General features: G+C 55.5%; 17 protein-coding genes. 8 read left to right on the top strand and 9 right to left on the bottom strand.

What is annotated here, in order from left to right:
• Position 1 precedes the first annotated feature (1 nt).
• Genes arnC through arnF form a run of 6 tightly spaced genes read left to right on the top strand, consistent with a single transcriptional unit; the run spans position 2 to position 6242 of the window.
• A complete protein-coding gene (gene arnC / locus AC07UY_RS15150) occupies positions 2-985 on the top strand; it encodes an undecaprenyl-phosphate 4-deoxy-4-formamido-L-arabinose transferase (protein ID WP_494660629.1) in 984 nt (327 codons plus the stop codon).
• A complete protein-coding gene (arnA, locus tag AC07UY_RS15145; RefSeq protein ID WP_494701475.1) occupies positions 982-2967 on the top strand; it encodes a bifunctional UDP-4-amino-4-deoxy-L-arabinose formyltransferase/UDP-glucuronic acid oxidase ArnA in 1986 nt (661 codons plus the stop codon). Before arnC ends, arnA begins: the two co-directional genes overlap by 4 nt.
• Positions 2964-3863 (top strand): 4-deoxy-4-formamido-L-arabinose-phosphoundecaprenol deformylase, encoded by a 900-nt coding sequence (arnD, locus tag AC07UY_RS15140; protein ID WP_494701474.1) that lies wholly within the window; start codon positions 2964-2966, stop codon positions 3861-3863. Before arnA ends, arnD begins: the two co-directional genes overlap by 4 nt.
• Entirely contained in the window at positions 3863-5518 is a 1656-nt protein-coding gene (gene arnT, locus AC07UY_RS15135; RefSeq protein WP_494701486.1) for a lipid IV(A) 4-amino-4-deoxy-L-arabinosyltransferase, read from the top strand. Before arnD ends, arnT begins: the two co-directional genes overlap by 1 nt.
• Positions 5515-5850 carry a 4-amino-4-deoxy-L-arabinose-phosphoundecaprenol flippase subunit ArnE gene (gene arnE / locus AC07UY_RS15130; protein ID WP_494660632.1) on the top strand — a complete coding sequence of 112 codons (336 nt, stop codon included), beginning with the start codon at positions 5515-5517 and terminating at the stop codon, positions 5848-5850. The genes arnT and arnE overlap by 4 nt, the downstream gene beginning before the upstream one ends.
• On the top strand, positions 5850-6242 hold the full coding sequence (arnF, locus tag AC07UY_RS15125; RefSeq protein WP_494701473.1) for a 4-amino-4-deoxy-L-arabinose-phosphoundecaprenol flippase subunit ArnF: 393 nt from the start codon (positions 5850-5852) through the stop codon (positions 6240-6242). The genes arnE and arnF overlap by 1 nt, the downstream gene beginning before the upstream one ends.
• 11 nt (positions 6243-6253) lie before the next feature.
• Here arnF and menE read toward each other — a convergent pair whose 3' ends face one another.
• From menE to AC07UY_RS15085, 8 genes are all read right to left on the bottom strand, one after another.
• The gene (gene menE / locus AC07UY_RS15120) at positions 6254-7627 is read right to left on the bottom strand and encodes an o-succinylbenzoate--CoA ligase (RefSeq protein ID WP_494701472.1); all 1374 of its coding nucleotides are present in this window, start codon (positions 7625-7627) and stop codon (positions 6254-6256) included.
• Positions 7624-8586, bottom strand: coding sequence for an o-succinylbenzoate synthase (menC, locus tag AC07UY_RS15115; protein WP_494660635.1), 963 nt, complete (start codon positions 8584-8586; stop codon positions 7624-7626). Before menC ends, menE begins: the two co-directional genes overlap by 4 nt.
• Positions 8586-9443, bottom strand: a complete 858-nt coding sequence (gene menB / locus AC07UY_RS15110; protein ID WP_162383064.1) for a 1,4-dihydroxy-2-naphthoyl-CoA synthase — start codon at positions 9441-9443, stop codon at positions 8586-8588. The genes menC and menB overlap by 1 nt, the downstream gene beginning before the upstream one ends.
• Positions 9444-9457: 14 nt before the next feature.
• A complete protein-coding gene (gene menH / locus AC07UY_RS15105; protein WP_494701471.1) occupies positions 9458-10216 on the bottom strand; it encodes a 2-succinyl-6-hydroxy-2,4-cyclohexadiene-1-carboxylate synthase in 759 nt (252 codons plus the stop codon).
• The gene (menD, locus tag AC07UY_RS15100; protein ID WP_494660638.1) at positions 10213-11883 is read right to left on the bottom strand and encodes a 2-succinyl-5-enolpyruvyl-6-hydroxy-3-cyclohexene-1-carboxylic-acid synthase; all 1671 of its coding nucleotides are present in this window, start codon (positions 11881-11883) and stop codon (positions 10213-10215) included. The genes menH and menD overlap by 4 nt, the downstream gene beginning before the upstream one ends.
• 84 nt (positions 11884-11967) lie before the next feature.
• Positions 11968-13266 (bottom strand): isochorismate synthase MenF, encoded by a 1299-nt coding sequence (menF, locus tag AC07UY_RS15095; protein ID WP_494660639.1) that lies wholly within the window; start codon positions 13264-13266, stop codon positions 11968-11970.
• Positions 13267-13370: 104 nt separating this feature from the next.
• Entirely contained in the window at positions 13371-13676 is a 306-nt protein-coding gene (gene elaB, locus AC07UY_RS15090; protein WP_203360580.1) for a stress response protein ElaB, read from the bottom strand.
• Between the two features lie 53 nt (positions 13677-13729).
• On the bottom strand, positions 13730-14191 hold the full coding sequence (locus AC07UY_RS15085; protein WP_494701470.1) for a GNAT family N-acetyltransferase: 462 nt from the start codon (positions 14189-14191) through the stop codon (positions 13730-13732).
• Between the two features lie 65 nt (positions 14192-14256).
• Between AC07UY_RS15085 and rbn the strand changes: the two genes are divergently transcribed.
• Entirely contained in the window at positions 14257-15174 is a 918-nt protein-coding gene (gene rbn / locus AC07UY_RS15080) for a ribonuclease BN (protein WP_494701485.1), read from the top strand.
• A 64-nt stretch (positions 15175-15238) separates the two neighbouring features.
• Positions 15239-16243, top strand: a complete 1005-nt coding sequence (locus AC07UY_RS15075; RefSeq protein ID WP_203360578.1) for a chemotaxis protein — start codon at positions 15239-15241, stop codon at positions 16241-16243.
• A 58-nt stretch (positions 16244-16301) separates the two neighbouring features.
• On the opposite strand, the gene nuoN is transcribed toward AC07UY_RS15075, so the two are convergent.
• On the bottom strand, positions 16302-17759 hold the full coding sequence (nuoN, locus tag AC07UY_RS15070; RefSeq protein ID WP_203360575.1) for an NADH-quinone oxidoreductase subunit NuoN: 1458 nt from the start codon (positions 17757-17759) through the stop codon (positions 16302-16304).
• Between the last annotated feature and the right edge of the window lies 1 nt (position 17760).

Below are 17760 nucleotides of genomic sequence, written 5' to 3'. Positions count from 1 at the left end.
CATGTTTGACGCTGCCCCCATTAAGAAAGTGTCTGTTGTAATTCCTGTCTATAACGAACAGGAGAGCCTGCCTGAACTGATCAGACGAACCAACGCCGCATGCCAACAGCTCGGCAAAGAGTACGAAATTTTGCTGGTGGATGACGGCAGCAGCGACAACTCTGCAGAGCTGCTGATCAACGCGTCTCAGGGTGAAGAGAGCCACATCGTAGCCGTCTTATTGAATCGCAACTATGGTCAACATTCCGCCATTATGGCCGGTTTCAGTCACGTCACAGGGGATTTGGTGATCACGCTGGACGCCGATTTACAAAATCCGCCGGAAGAGATCCCGCGTCTGGTGGCCACCGCAGAGGAAGGATTTGATGTCGTTGGAACGGTGCGTCAAAACCGGCAGGACAGTCTGTTTCGCAAAACAGCCTCCCGAATGATCAATAATTTGATTCAACGGACAACGGGCAAAGCCATGGGAGACTATGGTTGCATGCTGCGTGCTTATCGTCGGCACATTGTCGACGCCATGCTGCATTGCCAGGAGCGCAGTACGTTCATCCCCATTCTTGCCAATATTTTCGCCCGCCGGGCCACAGAAATTCCGGTGCATCACGCAGAACGCGAATTTGGCGATTCCAAATACAGCTTCATGCGCCTGATCAATTTGATGTACGACCTGGTGACCTGCCTGACAACCACGCCGTTACGCATGTTAAGCCTGTTGGGCAGCGTGATCGCCGCTTCCGGCTTTATTCTGGCGGTACTTCTCGTCGTGCTTCGACTGACGCTCGGACCTCAGTGGGCCGCAGAAGGGGTCTTTATGCTGTTTGCCGTCCTGTTTACGTTTATCGGCGCGCAGTTCATCGGTATGGGGTTACTCGGTGAATATATTGGACGCATCTATAACGATGTACGCGCCCGTCCCCGCTATTTTGTTCAGCACGTTATCCGTCCACAAAACCCGCAGTCAACTGAGGAAAGTCACGCATGAAAGCCGTCGTCTTCGCGTATCACGATATGGGATGTCAGGGAATTGAGGCATTACTGGACGCAGGTTATGAAATAACCGCCATTTTTACCCACGCTGATAACCCCTCAGAAAAAGCGTTTTTTGGCTCGGTTTCCCGCCTGGGTGCTGATGCCGGTATCCCGGTTTTTGCTCCGGATGACGTCAACCATCCTATCTGGACTGAGCGTATTCGCCAGCTCGCCCCTGAGGTTATTTTCTCATTCTACTACCGCCATTTGCTCAGCGATGACATTTTGTCCCTCGCGCCGACAGGTGCATTCAATCTTCACGGTTCACTGCTGCCCAAATACCGGGGGCGCGCGCCGCTGAACTGGGTGCTGGTCAATGGCGAAACTGAAACCGGCGTAACGCTTCACCGGATGGTGAAATGCGCTGATGCGGGGGCGATTGTCGCTCAGCAACACGTTATCATCGCACCGGAAGACGTCGCGATTACCTTGCACCGAAAATTATGTCAGGCTGCCCGCCAGTTACTGGCAAACATTCTGCCCGCCATTAAAAACGGGCACATTGAAGAGATGCCCCAGCGGGAATCCGACGCCAGTTGCTACGGCCGTCGCACGCCAGAAGACAGCCGCCTTGACTGGAATAAACCGGCAACAGAATTACACAATATGGTTCGTGCGGTGTCAGATCCCTGGCCTGGCGCGTTTAGCTACGTCGGCACCCAAAAGTTCACGGTCTGGTCATCACGCGTACATCCCAGGATGGCAGTTAACCATCCGGCGGGAACGGTGATTTCCATCGCACCGTTGCTTATCGCCTGCGCGGATGGCGCACTGGAGATTGTCACCGGGCAAGCTGGCGACGGTATCTATATGCAAGGCTCGCAGCTGGCGCTGGCATTGGGCCTGGTGGCGGGTTCTCGCCTGAATACGCAGTCTGTTTCAACCGCTACACGGCCTACCCGCGTGCTGATCCTCGGTGTGAACGGTTTTATTGGTAATCATTTGACCGAACGATTGCTGCGGGAAGAGAACTACAAAGTTTATGGTCTGGACATTGGCAGCGATGCGATTGGCCGTTTTCTCAATCATCCGCGCTTTCATTTTGTGGAAGGTGACATCAGCATTCATTCCGAATGGATTGAATACCATGTCAAAAAATGCGATGTCGTGCTGCCACTGGTGGCGATTGCGACCCCGATTGAGTACACCCGTAACCCGCTGCGCGTCTTTGAGCTGGATTTTGAAGAGAACCTGAGAATCATCCGTTACTGCGTGAAATACCGTAAGCGGATTATTTTCCCGTCAACATCTGAAGTCTACGGCATGTGTACGGATAAGATGTTTGATGAGGATAGTTCGAATCTCATTGTCGGCCCGGTGAATAAACCGCGCTGGATTTACTCGGTTTCTAAGCAATTGCTGGACCGCGTGATTTGGGCATACGGCGAGAAAGAAGGATTACGGTTTACCCTCTTTCGTCCTTTCAACTGGATGGGCCCGCGCCTGGACAGCCTCGATGCCGCCCGCATCGGCAGTTCGCGCGCCATCACCCAGTTGATCCTGAACCTGGTCGAAGGTTCTCCCATTAAGCTCATTGAAGGCGGAAAACAGAAACGTTGCTTTACCGATATTCGCGACGGCATTGAGGCGTTATTCCGCATCATTGAAAATGAGGGAGGCCGTTGCGAGGGTGAAATTATTAACATCGGTAACCCGGATAATGAAGCGAGCATTCAGGAACTGGCGGAAATGTTGCTCAGCAGCTTCGAGAAACACCCGCTGCGCCAACATTTCCCGCCGTTTGCCGGTTTCCGGGTCGTCGAAAGCAGCACCTACTACGGTAAAGGTTATCAGGACGTCGAGCACCGCAAACCCAATATCCGTAATGCAAAACGCTGCCTGGATTGGGAACCGTCCATTGCTATGGATGAAACCGTAGAAGAGACGCTGGACTTCTTCTTGCGCAGCGTAGATATAACGGAACACGCATTATGACAACGGTGGGCTTGCGTATTGATGTCGATACCTTCAGGGGGACGCGCGAAGGCGTACCCCGTCTGTTAGAAACATTGAACCGATATCATATTCGGGCAAGTTTTTTCTTCAGCGTCGGACCTGACAACATGGGGCGCCATCTCTGGCGTCTCGTGAGGCCCCAATTTTTGTGGAAAATGCTGCGTTCGAACGCAGCATCGCTTTACGGCTGGGATATCCTGCTGGCAGGCACCGCCTGGCCGGGTAAAGAGATTGGGCGTGCAAATGCGCAAATTATCCGCGATACCGCCGCGCGACACGAAACGGGGCTGCACGCCTGGGATCATCATGCCTGGCAGACCCACAGCGGAAACTGGGATGATTACACGCTCATTAACGATATCTCACGTGGCATCACCGCGCTGGAGGCGTTAACCGGACGACCGGTCACCTGCTCCGCCGTCGCGGGCTGGCGTGCCGACCAGCGCGTCGTTCATGCAAAAGAAACTTTCCATTTGCGCTATAACAGCGACTGTCGGGGTTCGTCATTATTTCGCCCCGTACTCGATTCAGGTCAAGCTGGCACACCGCAGATCCCCGTTACGCTCCCCACCTGGGATGAAGTTGTAGGACGGGAAGTGAAGGCAGATGAATTCAATGCCTGGCTCCTCTCCCGCATATCGATGAGCGAAGGAACACCGGTCTATACCATTCACGCCGAGGTTGAAGGTATTGCTCATCATCAGGAATTTGAAGACCTGCTCATTCGTGCGGCGGCGGCGGGTATTACTTTCTGTCCGCTTGGCGATTTACTTCCGGCCACGCCGGAGGCATTACCAGTGGGGAAAATTGGTCGTGGCAAAATCGCAGGCCGTGAAGGCTGGCTGGGCTGCCAGCAACAGGTGAGTGACACGTGATGAAATCTCTACGTTATTATCTGGCATTCGCCGCGTTATTTACGCTCTACTATATTCTCCCCATCAACAGTCGCCTGCTCTGGCAGCCTGATGAATCACGCTACGCCGAAATCAGCCGTGAGATGCTGGCGTCCGGCGACTGGGTAGTCCCGCATTTTCTGGGACTACGCTATTTTGAAAAACCCGTTGCCGGTTATTGGCTCAATAGTCTCGGGCAGTGGTTATTTGGCACCACCAATTTTGGCGTTCGGGCCGGTGTTATTGTTGCAACATTACTCACCACATTACTGGTGGGCTGGCTTGCATTCCGACTCTGGCAAGATAAACGCACTGCCGCCTTCGCCTGCATTATCTATCTGACGATGTTTGCGGTGTACAGTATCGGCACCTTTGCCGTACTCGACCCGATAATCGCCCTGTGGTTAATGGCAGGTATGTGCTGTTTCTGGGAAGGGATGCAGGCAACGTCAACAAAGACAAAAATCATCGAGTTTCTCTTGTTGGGCGTGACGTGCGGCATGGGGGTAATGACCAAGGGTTTTCTTGCCCTGGCCGTTCCGGTCGTGAGCGTTTTACCGTGGGTAGTAGTCCAAAAACGCTGGAAAGATCTGTTCATTTACGGCTGGCTGGCGATCCTGGGCTGTACTGCCATCGTACTCCCGTGGGGGATTGCCATCACCCTGCGCGAGCCGGATTTCTGGCACTATTTCTTCTGGGTCGAGCACATTCAACGTTTTGCGATGGACGACGCCCAACATAAAGCCCCTGTCTGGTACTACCTGCCTGTGTTAATTGCGGGAAGCCTTCCGTGGCTGGGGCTGCTCCCCGGCTCACTGTGGGCGGGCTGGAAAAACCGCGATCCCGCACGTACCACCGGCTACTTGTTATGCTGGATTGTGATGCCGCTGTTCTTTTTCAGCATCGCCAGGGGAAAATTGCCGACCTATGTGCTTTCCTGTTTCGCACCATTAGCCATCTTAATGGCGCATTACGGCCAACTGGCGGCACACAAAGAGAGCCGCTCACTGCGTGCCAATGCCTGGATTAACATCGCCTTTGGCATTGTTGGGATCGTCGCGACCTTTATTATTTCCCCCTGGGGACCGTTGAAATCCCCCATCTGGCAACATATCGAGTTGTACAAGGTCTTTTGCTCATGGGGGATCTTCATCATCTGGACATTTTTTGGCTGGTATACCCTGAGTTATCCCCGCAACACGTGGATGCTCTCTGCGTTGAGCCCTCTGGGACTGGCGATTTTCGTTGGTTTTTCGATCCCCGACCGGGTCATGGAGTCGAAGCAACCACAGTTTTTCGTCGAGATGACCCGGGAATCGTTGATGACGAGTCGCTATATTCTGACGGATGGCGTCGGCGTCGCGGCCGGTCTGGCCTGGAGTCTGCGGCGTGATGACATCATCATGTACGGGCAGAAAGGAGAGCTAAAATATGGTCTCAATTATCCGGACGCTAAAGGGCGTTTTGTCAGCCGTGCTGATTTTAATGACTGGCTTAGCCAACATCGTCAGGAGGGAAAAATTTCACTCGTGCTTTCAATTGCAAAAGATGAAGACATCAATGACCTTGCCATTCCACCTGCCGATAATATTGATAATCAGGGGCGTCTGGTGCTAATTCAGTACTATCCCAAATGATCTGGCCTGTCTTAATCCTGGCCAGTTTGCTCAGCGTTGGCGGACAGTTATGCCAGAAGCAGGCTACCCGACCGGTTCAGTCGCACTACCGAAAACGCCACATTGCCCTGTGGCTCGGTCTTGCTCTGGCCTGCCTCGGCTCGGCAATGGTGCTGTGGTTACTGGTTTTGCAAACGATTCCCGTCGGCATTGCCTATCCGATGCTCAGTCTTAACTTTGTCTGGGTTACTCTGGCCGCCTGGAAAATTTGGCAAGAGCCCGTCTCTGTTCGCCATTGGCTTGGCGTCGGGCTGATTATCACCGGCATTTTTGTGCTTGGGAGCGCGGTATAATGGGATTACTGTGGGGACTTCTCAGCGTTTTGATTACGTCGGCAGCCCAACTGAGTCTTGGCTTTGCCATGGCGTCATTGCCGCCCATGCTGCACCCAGGTGCCTTCATTGCGGCACTGTTTGCCGCTCACGCCAGTGCCATCGCGTTATTTTCCGGACTGCTGGGCTATCTGGCTTCCGTCTTTTGCTGGCATAACGCACTGCATCATCTCGAACTCAGTAAGGCATACGCCTTGCTGAGTCTCAGTTACATTCTCGTCTGGATTGCGTCGATGGTGCTGCCTGGGATGCAGGGCGCGTTCTCTCTGAAAGCACTGTTGGGCGTTGCGTGCATTATGGCAGGGTTGATGATCATTTTCTTACCCGCGCAAAAAATCCCTCGTCGAACCTGAGCTGTCACTTTTCACCCATCAGACGCTCCCACTTTCTGAACCCACTCCAGCAACGCGCGGCGAGAAATTTTGATGCCACCGGTTTTCAACTCTGGCGGGAGTGTCAGCCAGCGAACGGGTTGCTGAAAGCGCGCCAGTTTGCCCTGAACCCACGCGGCGAGATCGACACCTTCAGCCTGAGCATCATACTCAACAACCGCCACCGGACGATGACCAAACTCGCGGTCTTCAATCGGAACCACAAAGGCCTGTAGCACGTGGGGGTGCGCGGTGATAACACGCTCCACCTCTTCGGGCTGAATCCCCTCGCCGCCGCTGAAAAACAGATTATCCAGACGGCCAGCAATCGTCAGCCTGCCGTTTTGCAACACGCCGCGATCGCGCGTGGCAAACCAGCCTTCGTCATTGACTAACGGCATCAGCTTACCGTTGCGCCAGTATCCTTCCGCCATGCTGGCGGCACGCAGCCAGACCTCGTCATTGACGATTTTAACCTCTCTGCCAGGCAGCGCTGAGCCAACATCACTCAGACCATCCGCCTCTTTCGCACACACCGTGGAAGCAAACTCCGTCAGACCATAGCCACACCAGCAGCGAATCCCCTGCTCACGCGCCTTTTCTGTCAGCTCGACCGGAATCGCCGCACCGCCTAAAAGCACCGCTTTTAATGTTATCGATGAACGGTTGACCAGCAAACGCCAGAGCTGCGTCGGCACCAGAGAGGCGTGAGTACAACCTGCCAGCATCTGTTCCAGCGGTTGTTTCTCGCGTACAGTCATTCGCGCGCCAGCACATAGCCAACGCCACAAAATGCCCTGGCCAGAGACATGAAACAACGGCAGCGACAGCAACCAGTCATCGCCTTCACCAAAGGACATCAACGATAAAACGCCCGCAGCGCTTGCCAGATGCGCTTGACAGCTGTGTACCGCCGCTTTGGGTAATCCCGTCGAGCCAGAGGTCAACGTCATTGAACTCAGACGCTGCGGCTGCCACACGCAGGCATAGTCGTTTTCAATGTCCTGCATCTGCAACGGGGTCAACGCAGGAAAGGTATTTTCCCCGTCCAGCACCAGCGCAAAGTGTAAAGAGAGTTCAGGTAGCAGGGCGTCCAGCAGCGGTTGAGGCAGTTGCGGATTGACGGGCAAGATTCTCGCCCCGCATTGCAACAGGGCGAGCCAGGTCAACAGAGACTGCGGGTGGTTCCAGGCCCGCAGCATGACACCACTGTCTTCCTCCACACCCTGGGCGGCAAACCCCGCCGCCAGGCGATCAATACGTGTACAGAGCGTGCGCCAGCTTAACACCTCATCATTCAGGCGTAAGGCTGGCGCATCCCCCCGAACTTGCCGCCAGTACCGCCACGGCCAGTCAGGGAAGATCATAGCAGTCGTTCCAGTGCATCAACGTCTACGCACGGCAGCGTGCTCCCCGGCCAGGTACGCACCTGTTGGATTTGCATCAGGCTTAACGTATCCAGACCAGGAATGGTTTGTGGCGTCAGCCAGGCAGCAATGCGCGCCAGCTGCGTCAAACCCAGACTGGATTCGATAGAAGAACTGATGACGGCGGTCAGTCCGAGCGCATGCGCCGCCTGAACCTGCTCGCGTACTTTTTCCAGGCTACCGGTCAAGGTCGGTTTGATCACTACCGCACTCACGCCCTCTTCGGCCATAAAGACAAAATCGGCCTCGCGCAGACTTTCGTCCCAGGCGATTGCAATACCGGTTTCACGGGAAAACGCGCGAGAATCATCGCGGGTTTTACACGGTTCTTCGAGAAAGGCAATCCGGGAACGGAAATCCGGGTTCACATATTTCGCAAACTGCTGCGCTTTTAACGGCGTCCAGGCACGGTTAGCATCCAGACGTAAATGCAGGTCTGGAATCGCCTCCAGTAACAGGTTAACGACCATGCCATCGCGTACGGCTTCGTACAGGCCGATTTTTACCTTCGCCACTTTTTCGCCTGCCATGTCAGCAAGCTGGAGCACCAGATCATCAGGATCACCCGTACACAGCGGCGCAGCCCGGTAATCAGCCGTTTCTGGCAAGGTGCCTTCCAGCTCGGCCAGCGCACAGCTGACGCCAAAGGCGACGGACGGCATCTCCGGCAGCGATGCGGCGCCCGCAAGCCAGTCGTTTACCCACGCCAACAGAACTGTCTGCGCTTCTTCCCAGGTTTCCTGGCTGAAGCCCGGCAGTGGGGAAATCTCTCCCCACCCTTCGCGCTCACCGTCACGAAGACAGACATACAGGCCATCGCGAGTTTTTAACCGCCGATCGCGCAGAACCACCCCCGCGTCCATGGGGATCTGCCAGCGGTATACCTGCGCGCTACGCATTACGGATTCCGTTTGAATTTGCTGAAATCAGGCTGACGTTTCTGGTTAAAGGCGTTACGGCCTTCCTGACCCTCTTCCGTCATATAGAACAGCATGGTGGCATTACCTGCCAGTTCCTGCAGACCCGCCTGACCATCGCAGTCAGCGTTCAGTGCCGCTTTCAGGCAACGCAGCGCCATCGGGCTGTTTTGCAACATTTCACGGCACCAGCGAACGGTCTCTTTTTCCAGATCCGCCAGCGGAACCACGGTGTTGACCAGGCCCATGTCCAGCGCCTGCTTCGCGTCGTACTGACGGCACAGGAACCAAATTTCACGCGCTTTTTTCTGGCCGACGATACGCGCCATGTAAGATGCGCCCCAGCCGCCGTCGAAGGAGCCGACTTTCGGGCCGGTCTGCCCAAAGACAGCATTTTCCGCTGCAATGGTCAGGTCGCACATCATATGCAGTACGTGACCGCCGCCGATGGAGTACCCAGCGACCATCGCCACAACCGGCTTCGGACAGGTACGGATCTGGCGCTGGAAGTCCAGCACGTTCAGGTGATGGACGCCGGAGTCATCCTGATAGCCGCCGTAGTCGCCGCGGACCTTCTGGTCACCGCCAGCACAAAACGCTTTGTCGCCTGCGCCGGTGAGTACAATCACGCCGATATTGTCGTCATAACGCGCATCCGCCAGCGCCTGGATCATTTCTTTAACGGTCACAGGACGAAATGCGTTGCGTACCTGCGGACGGTTAATGGTGATTTTTGCGATACCATCGGTGGATTTCTCATAACGAATGTCAGTGTAGCCCTCGGAGCAATCATGCCATTCAACCGGTGCGTAAAGCATTGTTTCATCAGGGTAGATCATAGTGTGTCCTTTAGTCAGAGACGCAGAATCTGAGCCAGACTTTCCACCGCGCCTGCGGGATTTTCCCGATGCGCGTTGTGTCCGGCATTACGAATCACATGGACAGGTGCAGACAGTTCGTTCGCCAGTGCGCGAAATTTACTGTCTCGCTCGCCACATAAATAATAAAACGCAAATGTGCGCGCATTAAGCGCATCACGTAAATCAGGTTGTACGCCAAGCGACGTCGCTTCGAGCATCGCCGCCAGCGTTTCGCCGTTGTTCTGGCTACGCAGTGCAACCAGTGCTTCTCGTTGCTGTGCGTTCAGCGAGGCAAAAACCGGTTGCAGATACCAGTCGTTAAAGACGTCACGCAGCGGTTCATGACGAAAACGCGCCGCCCAATGCCCATCAGAGCGTCGGCGCGCGTCTCGCTCAGCCTCGCTTTGCAGCCCAGGATGACCGCCTTCAACGACCAGGCCGCACAGTCCGGGAATCCCCTCGCTCGCCGCCATCATCGCCACCCGGCCGCCAAGCGAGTATCCCACCAGCCAGTGGTTGAGTATGTTGTAACTAAGCAAGGTTCTGCGCAGCAACGCAATCACCTCGCTGAACCCCTCCACACGAATCGTTGCAGAACCGCCGTGCCCTGGCAAGTCAACATACAACCGCGAGCAGGTCTGAAACTGCTCGCCAACGGTTTGCCATTCCCGATAATCGCCGGAAAACCCATGCAAAAAGACCAGCCAGGGCGAACCCGGCTGTCCCTTCACTGCGTGGGCATGCAGGGTCACAGGTGGCTGACCTGCGCTAATAACTGTTGCAGCGTTTGCGTACCGTCGGTGTCATTGACCACCAGTTCAATCACCGTCGCCGTCGGGGTTCGCCACGCGCCAGCCAGCACATCTTCCAGCTCAGCCCAGTTTTCCGGACGATGGTATTTCAGATTGAACATCGCCGCCGCATGGTCAAAATGGACGTTTTGCGGCATCAGATAAAAACGTTCGCGCTCGCTCTGCGGTGTGGGTAACAGCGAGAAAATTTGCCCACCATTATTGTTCACGACAATCAGCACAAACGGCGCAGAGACCTGGCGTAATAACGCCAGCGCATTGAGATCGTAAAGCGCCGACAAATCGCCCACAATCGCCAGCGTCGATTTCGCACTCGCGCGCTGGACGCCAGCGGCCGTTGAGAGCAAGCCATCAATCCCGCTCGCCCCCCGATTACTGTATACCGGGTATCCGGCGGGCAGCTGCGACAAGGCATCAATCAGCCGCACTACCAGACTGTTACCCACGAACAGTTGCCCCTGCTCCGGCAAATACTCGCGAATTCGGTGAGCCAGTTGGGCTTCGCCAAAGTTTTCGCGACGGGCAGCCACCGCCTGCCATGCCTGCTCGGCCAGACGCGGAATTTCCACGCACCACGGATTGCGTTTTTCAGCCGGGTGCAGATCCAGCCAGTCAGCAATTTTCGACACCAGTCGGCGTCCGCGATGGTGAGCCGGATCCAAGCGGCCTTCGATATTGTCGATAATCCAGTATTCCTGGGGATCACAACTGGCCTGCCACTGCAGCAGGCGTTTACCGGTCAGGCTACTGCCCAGCTGCACGACAATTTGCGCCTGCTGCAGTTCGGTAACCGCCTTCGCATTACCCAACCAAAGATCGGCACAGGGCAGCGGTTGCCCTGTTTGCGATAGCACATCGCCAATCAGCGGCCAGCCCAGCGTTTGTGCCCAAAGCGCAGCTTTTTTGCCCTCTTCCGCGCTCATCCGCCCAGCAACCACCACGCCGCGCTTTTGCCGCCAGAAGAACCAGTCACGCTGTTTTTCACTCTCCAGCCGACGCGCCTCGCGCAGCCAGGGCTTATCGTCCTGCCACCAGTCGCCAAGGTGCTGCTGCCACTCAATACCCGTGTCGTCCATCTCGCCATACAGCGGCTCAGCAAAAGGACAGTTGATATGGACTGCCCCGGCGTGCAACGAAGCAAGCGCATTATCAAGGGTAGAAACCAGCCAGCTTGCCGGAATATCCTGAGTCGGTCGCGGTAAAGAGAGTGTCTGCGAGGGATGTGAAGCAAACATACCTGACTGACGAATCGCCTGATTGGCGCCGCAGTCGATCAATTCTGGCGGACGATCCGCCGTGAGCAAAATGAGTTTTTCGCCCGTCAGCCCGGCTTCAATCAGCGCCGGGTAGAGATTAGCCACCGCCGTCCCGGAAGTGACGATCACCGCAACCGGTTGTTTACTGACCTTCGCCAGCCCCAGTGCCAGGTGGCCCAGCCCACGCTCATCAAAGTGCGTGTGGTGGATAAAAGCAGGATTTTCCGCCGCCGCCAGCGTTAATGGCGTTGAACGAGAGCCAGGGGCAATGCAAACATGCCTCACGCCGTGGCGGGTTAAAGCTTCCAGAATGACCGCCGCCCAGCGTCGGTTAAATGCGCTTACTGACATGAGATTGTCCGGTATCAATATTGCGACTAAGTATAGAGAATCGAAATAATGGATTTTTGATATGAGTCGGGAATGTGTAACTCATTACACTTCCATCTGTAATAAAGTGCGCAACCCTGCCGCTTTATTGTTTATTTCCTGCCATTCTTGCTCGGGATCCGAGCCGCGCACAATCCCCGCACCTGCGTACAACCTCACAATATTGGTGGTAATTTTCGCCGAACGGAGCGACACGCAAAATTCACTTTGCTGCAGCGACAAATAGCCCGCCGAACCGGCGTACCATTCACGTTCGAAGGGTTCATTTTGCTGAATAAATTGACGCGCCAGTTCACGGGGAATTCCCGCTACCGCCGCCGTCGGCTGTAACTGGTGTAAACAGAGCGCGTCGTCCGGCTGATTGAGCGCCGTCCAGATACAACGCCGCAGGTGCTGAACTTTACGCAGCCTGAGAACCTGTGGAGGGAGAACATCAAGCGTATGGGTGCAGTTTTGCAGTCTCTGGCAGATATCTTCCACCACCAGCATATTTTCACGCTGATTTTTATCGTCCTTCATCAACCACTCGCCGAGTTGCCAGGCACGGTGATCGTCGGGATGATTAGCCACCGTCCCGGCCAGCGCTTCAGTACGCAGCGCCGTATCACGCCGCCGCCAGAGGCGTTCAGGCGAAGAACCCAGGAAAGCGCTGTCGGCAGAAAATGCCATGAAAAAGTGGTAGCAGTTCAGGTTCAGGCGGCGGCTTGATGCCATCACCGCCGCGGCATTCACCGGACGGGAAAACTGCAAATCCGTCGCCCGCGCCAGGACCACTTTATCAAGCTGTTCCTGAGCAATGGTGCGGGTGGCGAGCTGGATTAAATTCATCCACCCGGTTTTATCCGGCGAATGCTTTTCATCCGTGAGGGTCAAATGCAGCGCTGGCAGCGATTTAATGCTCACCAGTGATGAGAGAAAGCGAACCGCGTCTGCGGCATCTTCACGCAGGGAATGCTCGCTGTAGAGATGCAGGCGCAGTGTCGCAGATCCGCCACAGCGTCGCCATTCCAGGCGCGGTAGCACCAGGTTCCCGCGCTGCGGCTCAAACGCGTTTAATCCCCAGATACGCAGATCGGCATGGTTCGCATGCAGGCGCAAAAACTGTTGCGCCAGGTCCAGAGAGCGGAATGTCGCCACCGCGCCCAGCACGGCAGCTTCTTCATCGCCATTGCGCTGCTGCCAGTAAAATTGCGGCCAGATGGGCTGGCTTGCCAGCCAGCTGAGGGCGTCAAACGCATCGTTTAGAGGAAAAGGAACGTCGAAAACACGAATTCCGGGTGCCGCTGGTATCTCTTGCGACAACTGACGCATCAGATTTTCCAGCGCTGTAGTAATTGAATGCACGCGGACCTCTCCCTGTTAAAAACCTCACATTATACGGGGTACTGCAAAGAAATTGCAGTACCTCAGTTTAGGGAGGAAATGCGATCCCGGCTACAAGACGGAATTTAACGCCGCGCCAGCAGTAATCCGAGCACCAGTCCAACCGCCGCACCCACGCCAATTCCCTGCCAGGGTCTTTCATGAACATAGTCATCCGCCAGGTAGGCAGCCTGTTTCGCCCGGTAATAATAGCTATCTGATGCGTGACTCACGCGATTTTTGACCTCTTCCACCGCCGCTTCCGCCCGCGCTTTGAGCTCGACATATTTCTGATCGGTAGGGTCACCCGAGGATCGCAGAACTTCTTCCAGCGTTTCGCTCAAAAATTCGATGTCGTCATCGATACGTGAATGATAAGAATGAAATGACATTGTCTTCTCCCTTGCGATTAACGTATCCGCTAACTATAGACAACTGAGCCCGGTTACGCCTGTCCGGGCTCCCGCGCCATGCCGATATGGGGAATACCGTCTTCGTCATAGACTCCGGTCACGGGGATAAATCCAAAACGACCATAGAACGATTGTAAATGCGCCTGCGCACCCAGATAAAATGCCTTTTCCGGCCAGTGGTTAACGCAAGAGGTTAACGTCTGGGTCATCAGTTGTTCACCCAGTTTTGCGCCACGCAGCGCCTCACTGACAATCACCCGGCCAATCACCACAGGCTCCAGGTTGTCGTCACTTTTCAGAATCCTCGCATACGCGACCAGCTCATCGTTGTGCCAACCCAGAATATGGCGATTGTCCCCCACCAGATCGTCGCCATCGACATCCTGGTAAGGGCACTGCTGTTCAACCACAAACACCGCGCAACGCAATTTAAGCAGCGCGTAGAGCGCGGTGACGGATAATTCAGAATGGTGAAGATCTTGCCAGTGGATCATTGTGCGCTCCTTTGTCGTATTCGCTTTATACTAGCCAGAATGTTGTTCAAAAGTGTAATGGAATGATGGAATTCATTTTCTTAGGTACTTCTGCAGGCGTTCCTACGCGCTCACGCAATGTGACGGCGATCTTACTGAATCTACAGCACCCTACGCAGCCCGGGCTGTGGCTGTTTGACTGTGGCGAAGGCACGCAGCACCAGATGCTCAGCACCGCGTTTAATCCGGGTAAACTCGAACGCATCTTCATCAGCCACCTGCATGGCGATCATCTGTTCGGTTTACCGGGTTTACTGTGCAGTCGGTCGATGGCGGGCAATCCCCATCCGCTGACGATTTACGGGCCAAAGGGACTGCGCGAATTTACCGAAACGGCGCTGCGTCTCAGCGGTTCCTGGACCGACTACCCGCTGGAGATTATTGAAATCACCGCCGGTGAGATTCTGGACGATGGTTTACGCAAAGTGACGGCGTATACGCTGGAACATCCGTTGGAATGCTACGGCTACCGTGTTGAAGAGCACGACAAACCCGGCGCGCTGGATGCGAAAGCGTTAAAGGCGGCAGGCGTGAAGCCCGGTCCCCACTTTCAGGATTTGAAGGCCGGAAAAAGCGTTGTGCTGGAGGATGGTCGACGGATCCACGGCGCGGACTATCTCGCGGCACCCGTTGCGGGAAAATCCGTGGCGATCTTCGGTGATACCGCTCCCTGTGCCGGCGCATACGAACTGGCAAAAGGCGTGGATGTGATGGTGCATGAAACCACGCTGGAGACGTCGATGGAAGAAAAAGCCAATAGCCGCGGACACAGTTCAACCCGACAGGCTGCGCTGCTGGCGAAAGAGGCGTGCGTCGGTCGCCTGGTAATTACCCATATAAGTTCACGCTATGATGCTGAAGGATGCCGCAGGATGCTGGCGGAGTGCCAGGCGATTTTCCCTGCGACCGAACTGGCCTACGATTTCGCCGTTTTCACGGTTTAACGCTCCATTTTTTGCCCTCCGTGCCGATAACAGTGACAAGGCTGGATTTCACATTGAGGACAGAATGGACAATTTCCAGAAAGATATTGATGACAGGGCGAACCTGACCCTGTCCAACCGTTTTGAATTGCTGTTGTTTCGTCTCGGGACATCCCTGCACGAACAGAAATCAGAGCTTTTTGGCATCAACGTATTTAAGCTGCGCGAAATTGTTCCCATGCCGACGTTTACGCGCCCGGCCGGAATGAAAGCGCCCCTCTTAGGTATGGTAAATATTCGCGATCAGGTGATCCCGGTTATCGACCTTCCGGCCGTCGCCGGATGTAAACCCGAGACCGGTTTGAATATTCTGCTGATTACCGAATATGCCCGCAGTGTTCAGGCATTCGCCGTGGAGTCTGTCGAGAATATCATGCGTCTGGACTGGCAGCAGGTTCACACCGCCGAGAAAGCCGTCAATGGGCGCTATATCACCAGTATCGCCTGTCTGGATGAAGACAAAGAAACCAACAACCTGGCGCTGGTGCTCGACGTTGAGCAGATCCTCTATGACATCGTACCGTCAAATCACGATTTGCGCGCCGCCCATCTGAAGACCAATAAGTTCAATATCACGCCAGGGGCGGTGGCGATCGTCGCAGAAGATTCGAGAGTGGCCCGCGCGATGCTGGAGAAAGGGTTAAATGCCATGGAAATCCCGCATCAGATGCATATCACCGGTAAAGATGCCTGGGAGAAGATCCAGCAACTGGCCAAAGAGGCCGAAGCGGAAGGCAAACCGATTAGCGAGAAAATCGCCCTCGTGTTGACCGACCTCGAAATGCCGGAGATGGACGGTTTTACCCTCACCCGTAAAATCAAAACCGACGAACGGCTGAAGAAGATCCCGGTGGTGATCCACTCGTCGCTTTCCGGCAGCGCCAACGAAGACCATGTGCGCAAAGTGAAAGCCGATGGCTATGTGGCGAAGTTTGAAGTTAATGAGCTGTCATCGGTGATTCAGGAGGTAATGGAACGCGCGGCGCAAAACGTCAGCGGCCCGCTGGTGAGCCGTCAGTTGATTGGCTAATTTTACTCCGGATATAAAAAAACCCGCCGAGGCGGGTTTTTTCGTTTCTGCATTTCGCTTACATCAGCGGTGCGGCCAACTGCACAATGCTGATCAACGGCTGCGGGTAGACACCGAGAATCAGCACCAGCAGCGCGGAGATCAGTACCACGATACCGCCCGCGCTGTACTGCCAGTTTGACGGCGCATCACGGTTAAGCTGCTGCGGCGCACTCAGGTAGAGGCTCACGGCAACGCGCAGGTAGTAGTACAAACCAATCGCGGAACCAATCACTACACCACCGACCAGCCACCACAGGTTAGCCTGGACACCGACGGCAAGGACGTAGAATTTACCGATAAAGCCCAGCGTCATCGGGATGCCCGCCAAGGACAGCATCATCACCGTCAGCACGGCCGCGAGGATCGGACGATGCCAGAACAGACCGCGGTAGGAGAACAGTGAATCCGCATCCGGACCACGGTACGGGCTGGACATCAGGCTCACCACGCCGAACGCGCCGAGACTGCTGAACAGGTAACCGGCCAGATAAACACCGACCGCTTCCATCGACATCTCACCGCTCTGCAGGGCAATCAACGCCACCAGCAGATAACCGAGGTGAGAGATAGAGGAGTAACCGAGCAGACGTTTGATGTTGGTCTGGCTCAGCGCCATCAGGTTACCGAAGATGATGGAGGCAAAGGCAATCACGCCCAGCACCACACGTACCGCTTCGCTGTCGCCAACCGGCGCGTACAGGAACAGACGCATCACCACGCCGAAGATAGCGATCTTGCTCGCCGTCGCCAGGAACGTGGAAACCGGCGCAGGCGCACCCTGGTAAACGTCTGGCGTCCACAGGTGGAACGGCACCAGAGAGAGTTTAAAGCCAAGGCCGACAATCATCATGCCAAAGCCCGCCAGCAGCAGCGGCTCGTTCAGCATCCCATCGCCCAGGCTCTTACCCAGTGCGACAAACGACAGGTTGCCGGACTGCGCGTACACCAGCGCCATACCAAACAGCAGGAATGAAGACGCTGCGGCAGACAGGATGGTGTATTTGATACTGGCTTCCAGCGAACGTTTCTGACGGAACGCGTAACCCACCAGGCCAAACAGCGGCAGAGAGATAAGCTCGATACCGAGGAACAACGCTGCCAGATGGTTAGCGGTGGCCAGCAGGATCCCACCCAGCGCAGCAATCAGCACCAGCAGGTAGAACTCTTCCCGGTTATCGTCATAGCCTTCCAGCCACGGATAAGCAAAGGTACAGGTGGCGAGGCTCGCCAGCAGGACCATCCCGGTGTAGAGCATCGCGAAACCATCGACGCGCATCAGCGGCGTCACGTCCATCGCGCCCGCCTGGCCAACAAACCAGAGCGAAACCAGCGCGGCGTTAAGCCCAATGACCGACAGCGTGGCATTGAGGAAGTGATTGCGTCGCCACGCAATGGAGAGCATCACAACCACCACCGTCAAGCCGACGATCAGCAGCGGTAGCAGCGCAATCAGGTGTTGTGGAGTTATTGTCATG

This window comes from Citrobacter sp. GW821-FHT02E08 (assembly GCF_059421685.1).
The sequence above is the reverse complement of the archived record's forward strand: the minus strand, read 5'-3'. Positions and strand labels throughout refer to the sequence as shown.

Excerpts from the sequence above, each read along its gene's own strand:
- menC (WP_494660635.1), bottom strand. The coding sequence starts at position 8,586 with ATGCGTAGCGCGCAGGTATACCGCTGGCAGATCCCCATGGACGCGGGG.
- menE (WP_494701472.1), bottom strand. The coding sequence starts at position 7,627 with ATGATCTTCCCTGACTGGCCGTGGCGGTACTGGCGGCAAGTTCGGGGG.
- arnC (WP_494660629.1), top strand. The coding sequence starts at position 2 with ATGTTTGACGCTGCCCCCATTAAGAAAGTGTCTGTTGTAATTCCTGTC.
- arnD (WP_494701474.1), top strand. The coding sequence starts at position 2,964 with ATGACAACGGTGGGCTTGCGTATTGATGTCGATACCTTCAGGGGGACG.
- nuoN (WP_203360575.1), bottom strand. The coding sequence starts at position 17,759 with ATGACAATAACTCCACAACACCTGATTGCGCTGCTACCGCTGCTGATC.
- menB (WP_162383064.1), bottom strand. The coding sequence starts at position 9,443 with ATGATCTACCCTGATGAAACAATGCTTTACGCACCGGTTGAATGGCAT.
- rbn (WP_494701485.1), top strand. The coding sequence starts at position 14,257 with ATGGAATTCATTTTCTTAGGTACTTCTGCAGGCGTTCCTACGCGCTCA.
- AC07UY_RS15075 (WP_203360578.1), top strand. The coding sequence starts at position 15,239 with ATGGACAATTTCCAGAAAGATATTGATGACAGGGCGAACCTGACCCTG.
- menD (WP_494660638.1), bottom strand. The coding sequence starts at position 11,883 with ATGTCAGTAAGCGCATTTAACCGACGCTGGGCGGCGGTCATTCTGGAA.
- arnT (WP_494701486.1), top strand. The coding sequence starts at position 3,863 with ATGAAATCTCTACGTTATTATCTGGCATTCGCCGCGTTATTTACGCTC.
- arnA (WP_494701475.1), top strand. The coding sequence starts at position 982 with ATGAAAGCCGTCGTCTTCGCGTATCACGATATGGGATGTCAGGGAATT.
- arnE (WP_494660632.1), top strand. The coding sequence starts at position 5,515 with ATGATCTGGCCTGTCTTAATCCTGGCCAGTTTGCTCAGCGTTGGCGGA.
- elaB (WP_203360580.1), bottom strand. The coding sequence starts at position 13,676 with ATGTCATTTCATTCTTATCATTCACGTATCGATGACGACATCGAATTT.
- AC07UY_RS15085 (WP_494701470.1), bottom strand. The coding sequence starts at position 14,191 with ATGATCCACTGGCAAGATCTTCACCATTCTGAATTATCCGTCACCGCG.
- arnF (WP_494701473.1), top strand. The coding sequence starts at position 5,850 with ATGGGATTACTGTGGGGACTTCTCAGCGTTTTGATTACGTCGGCAGCC.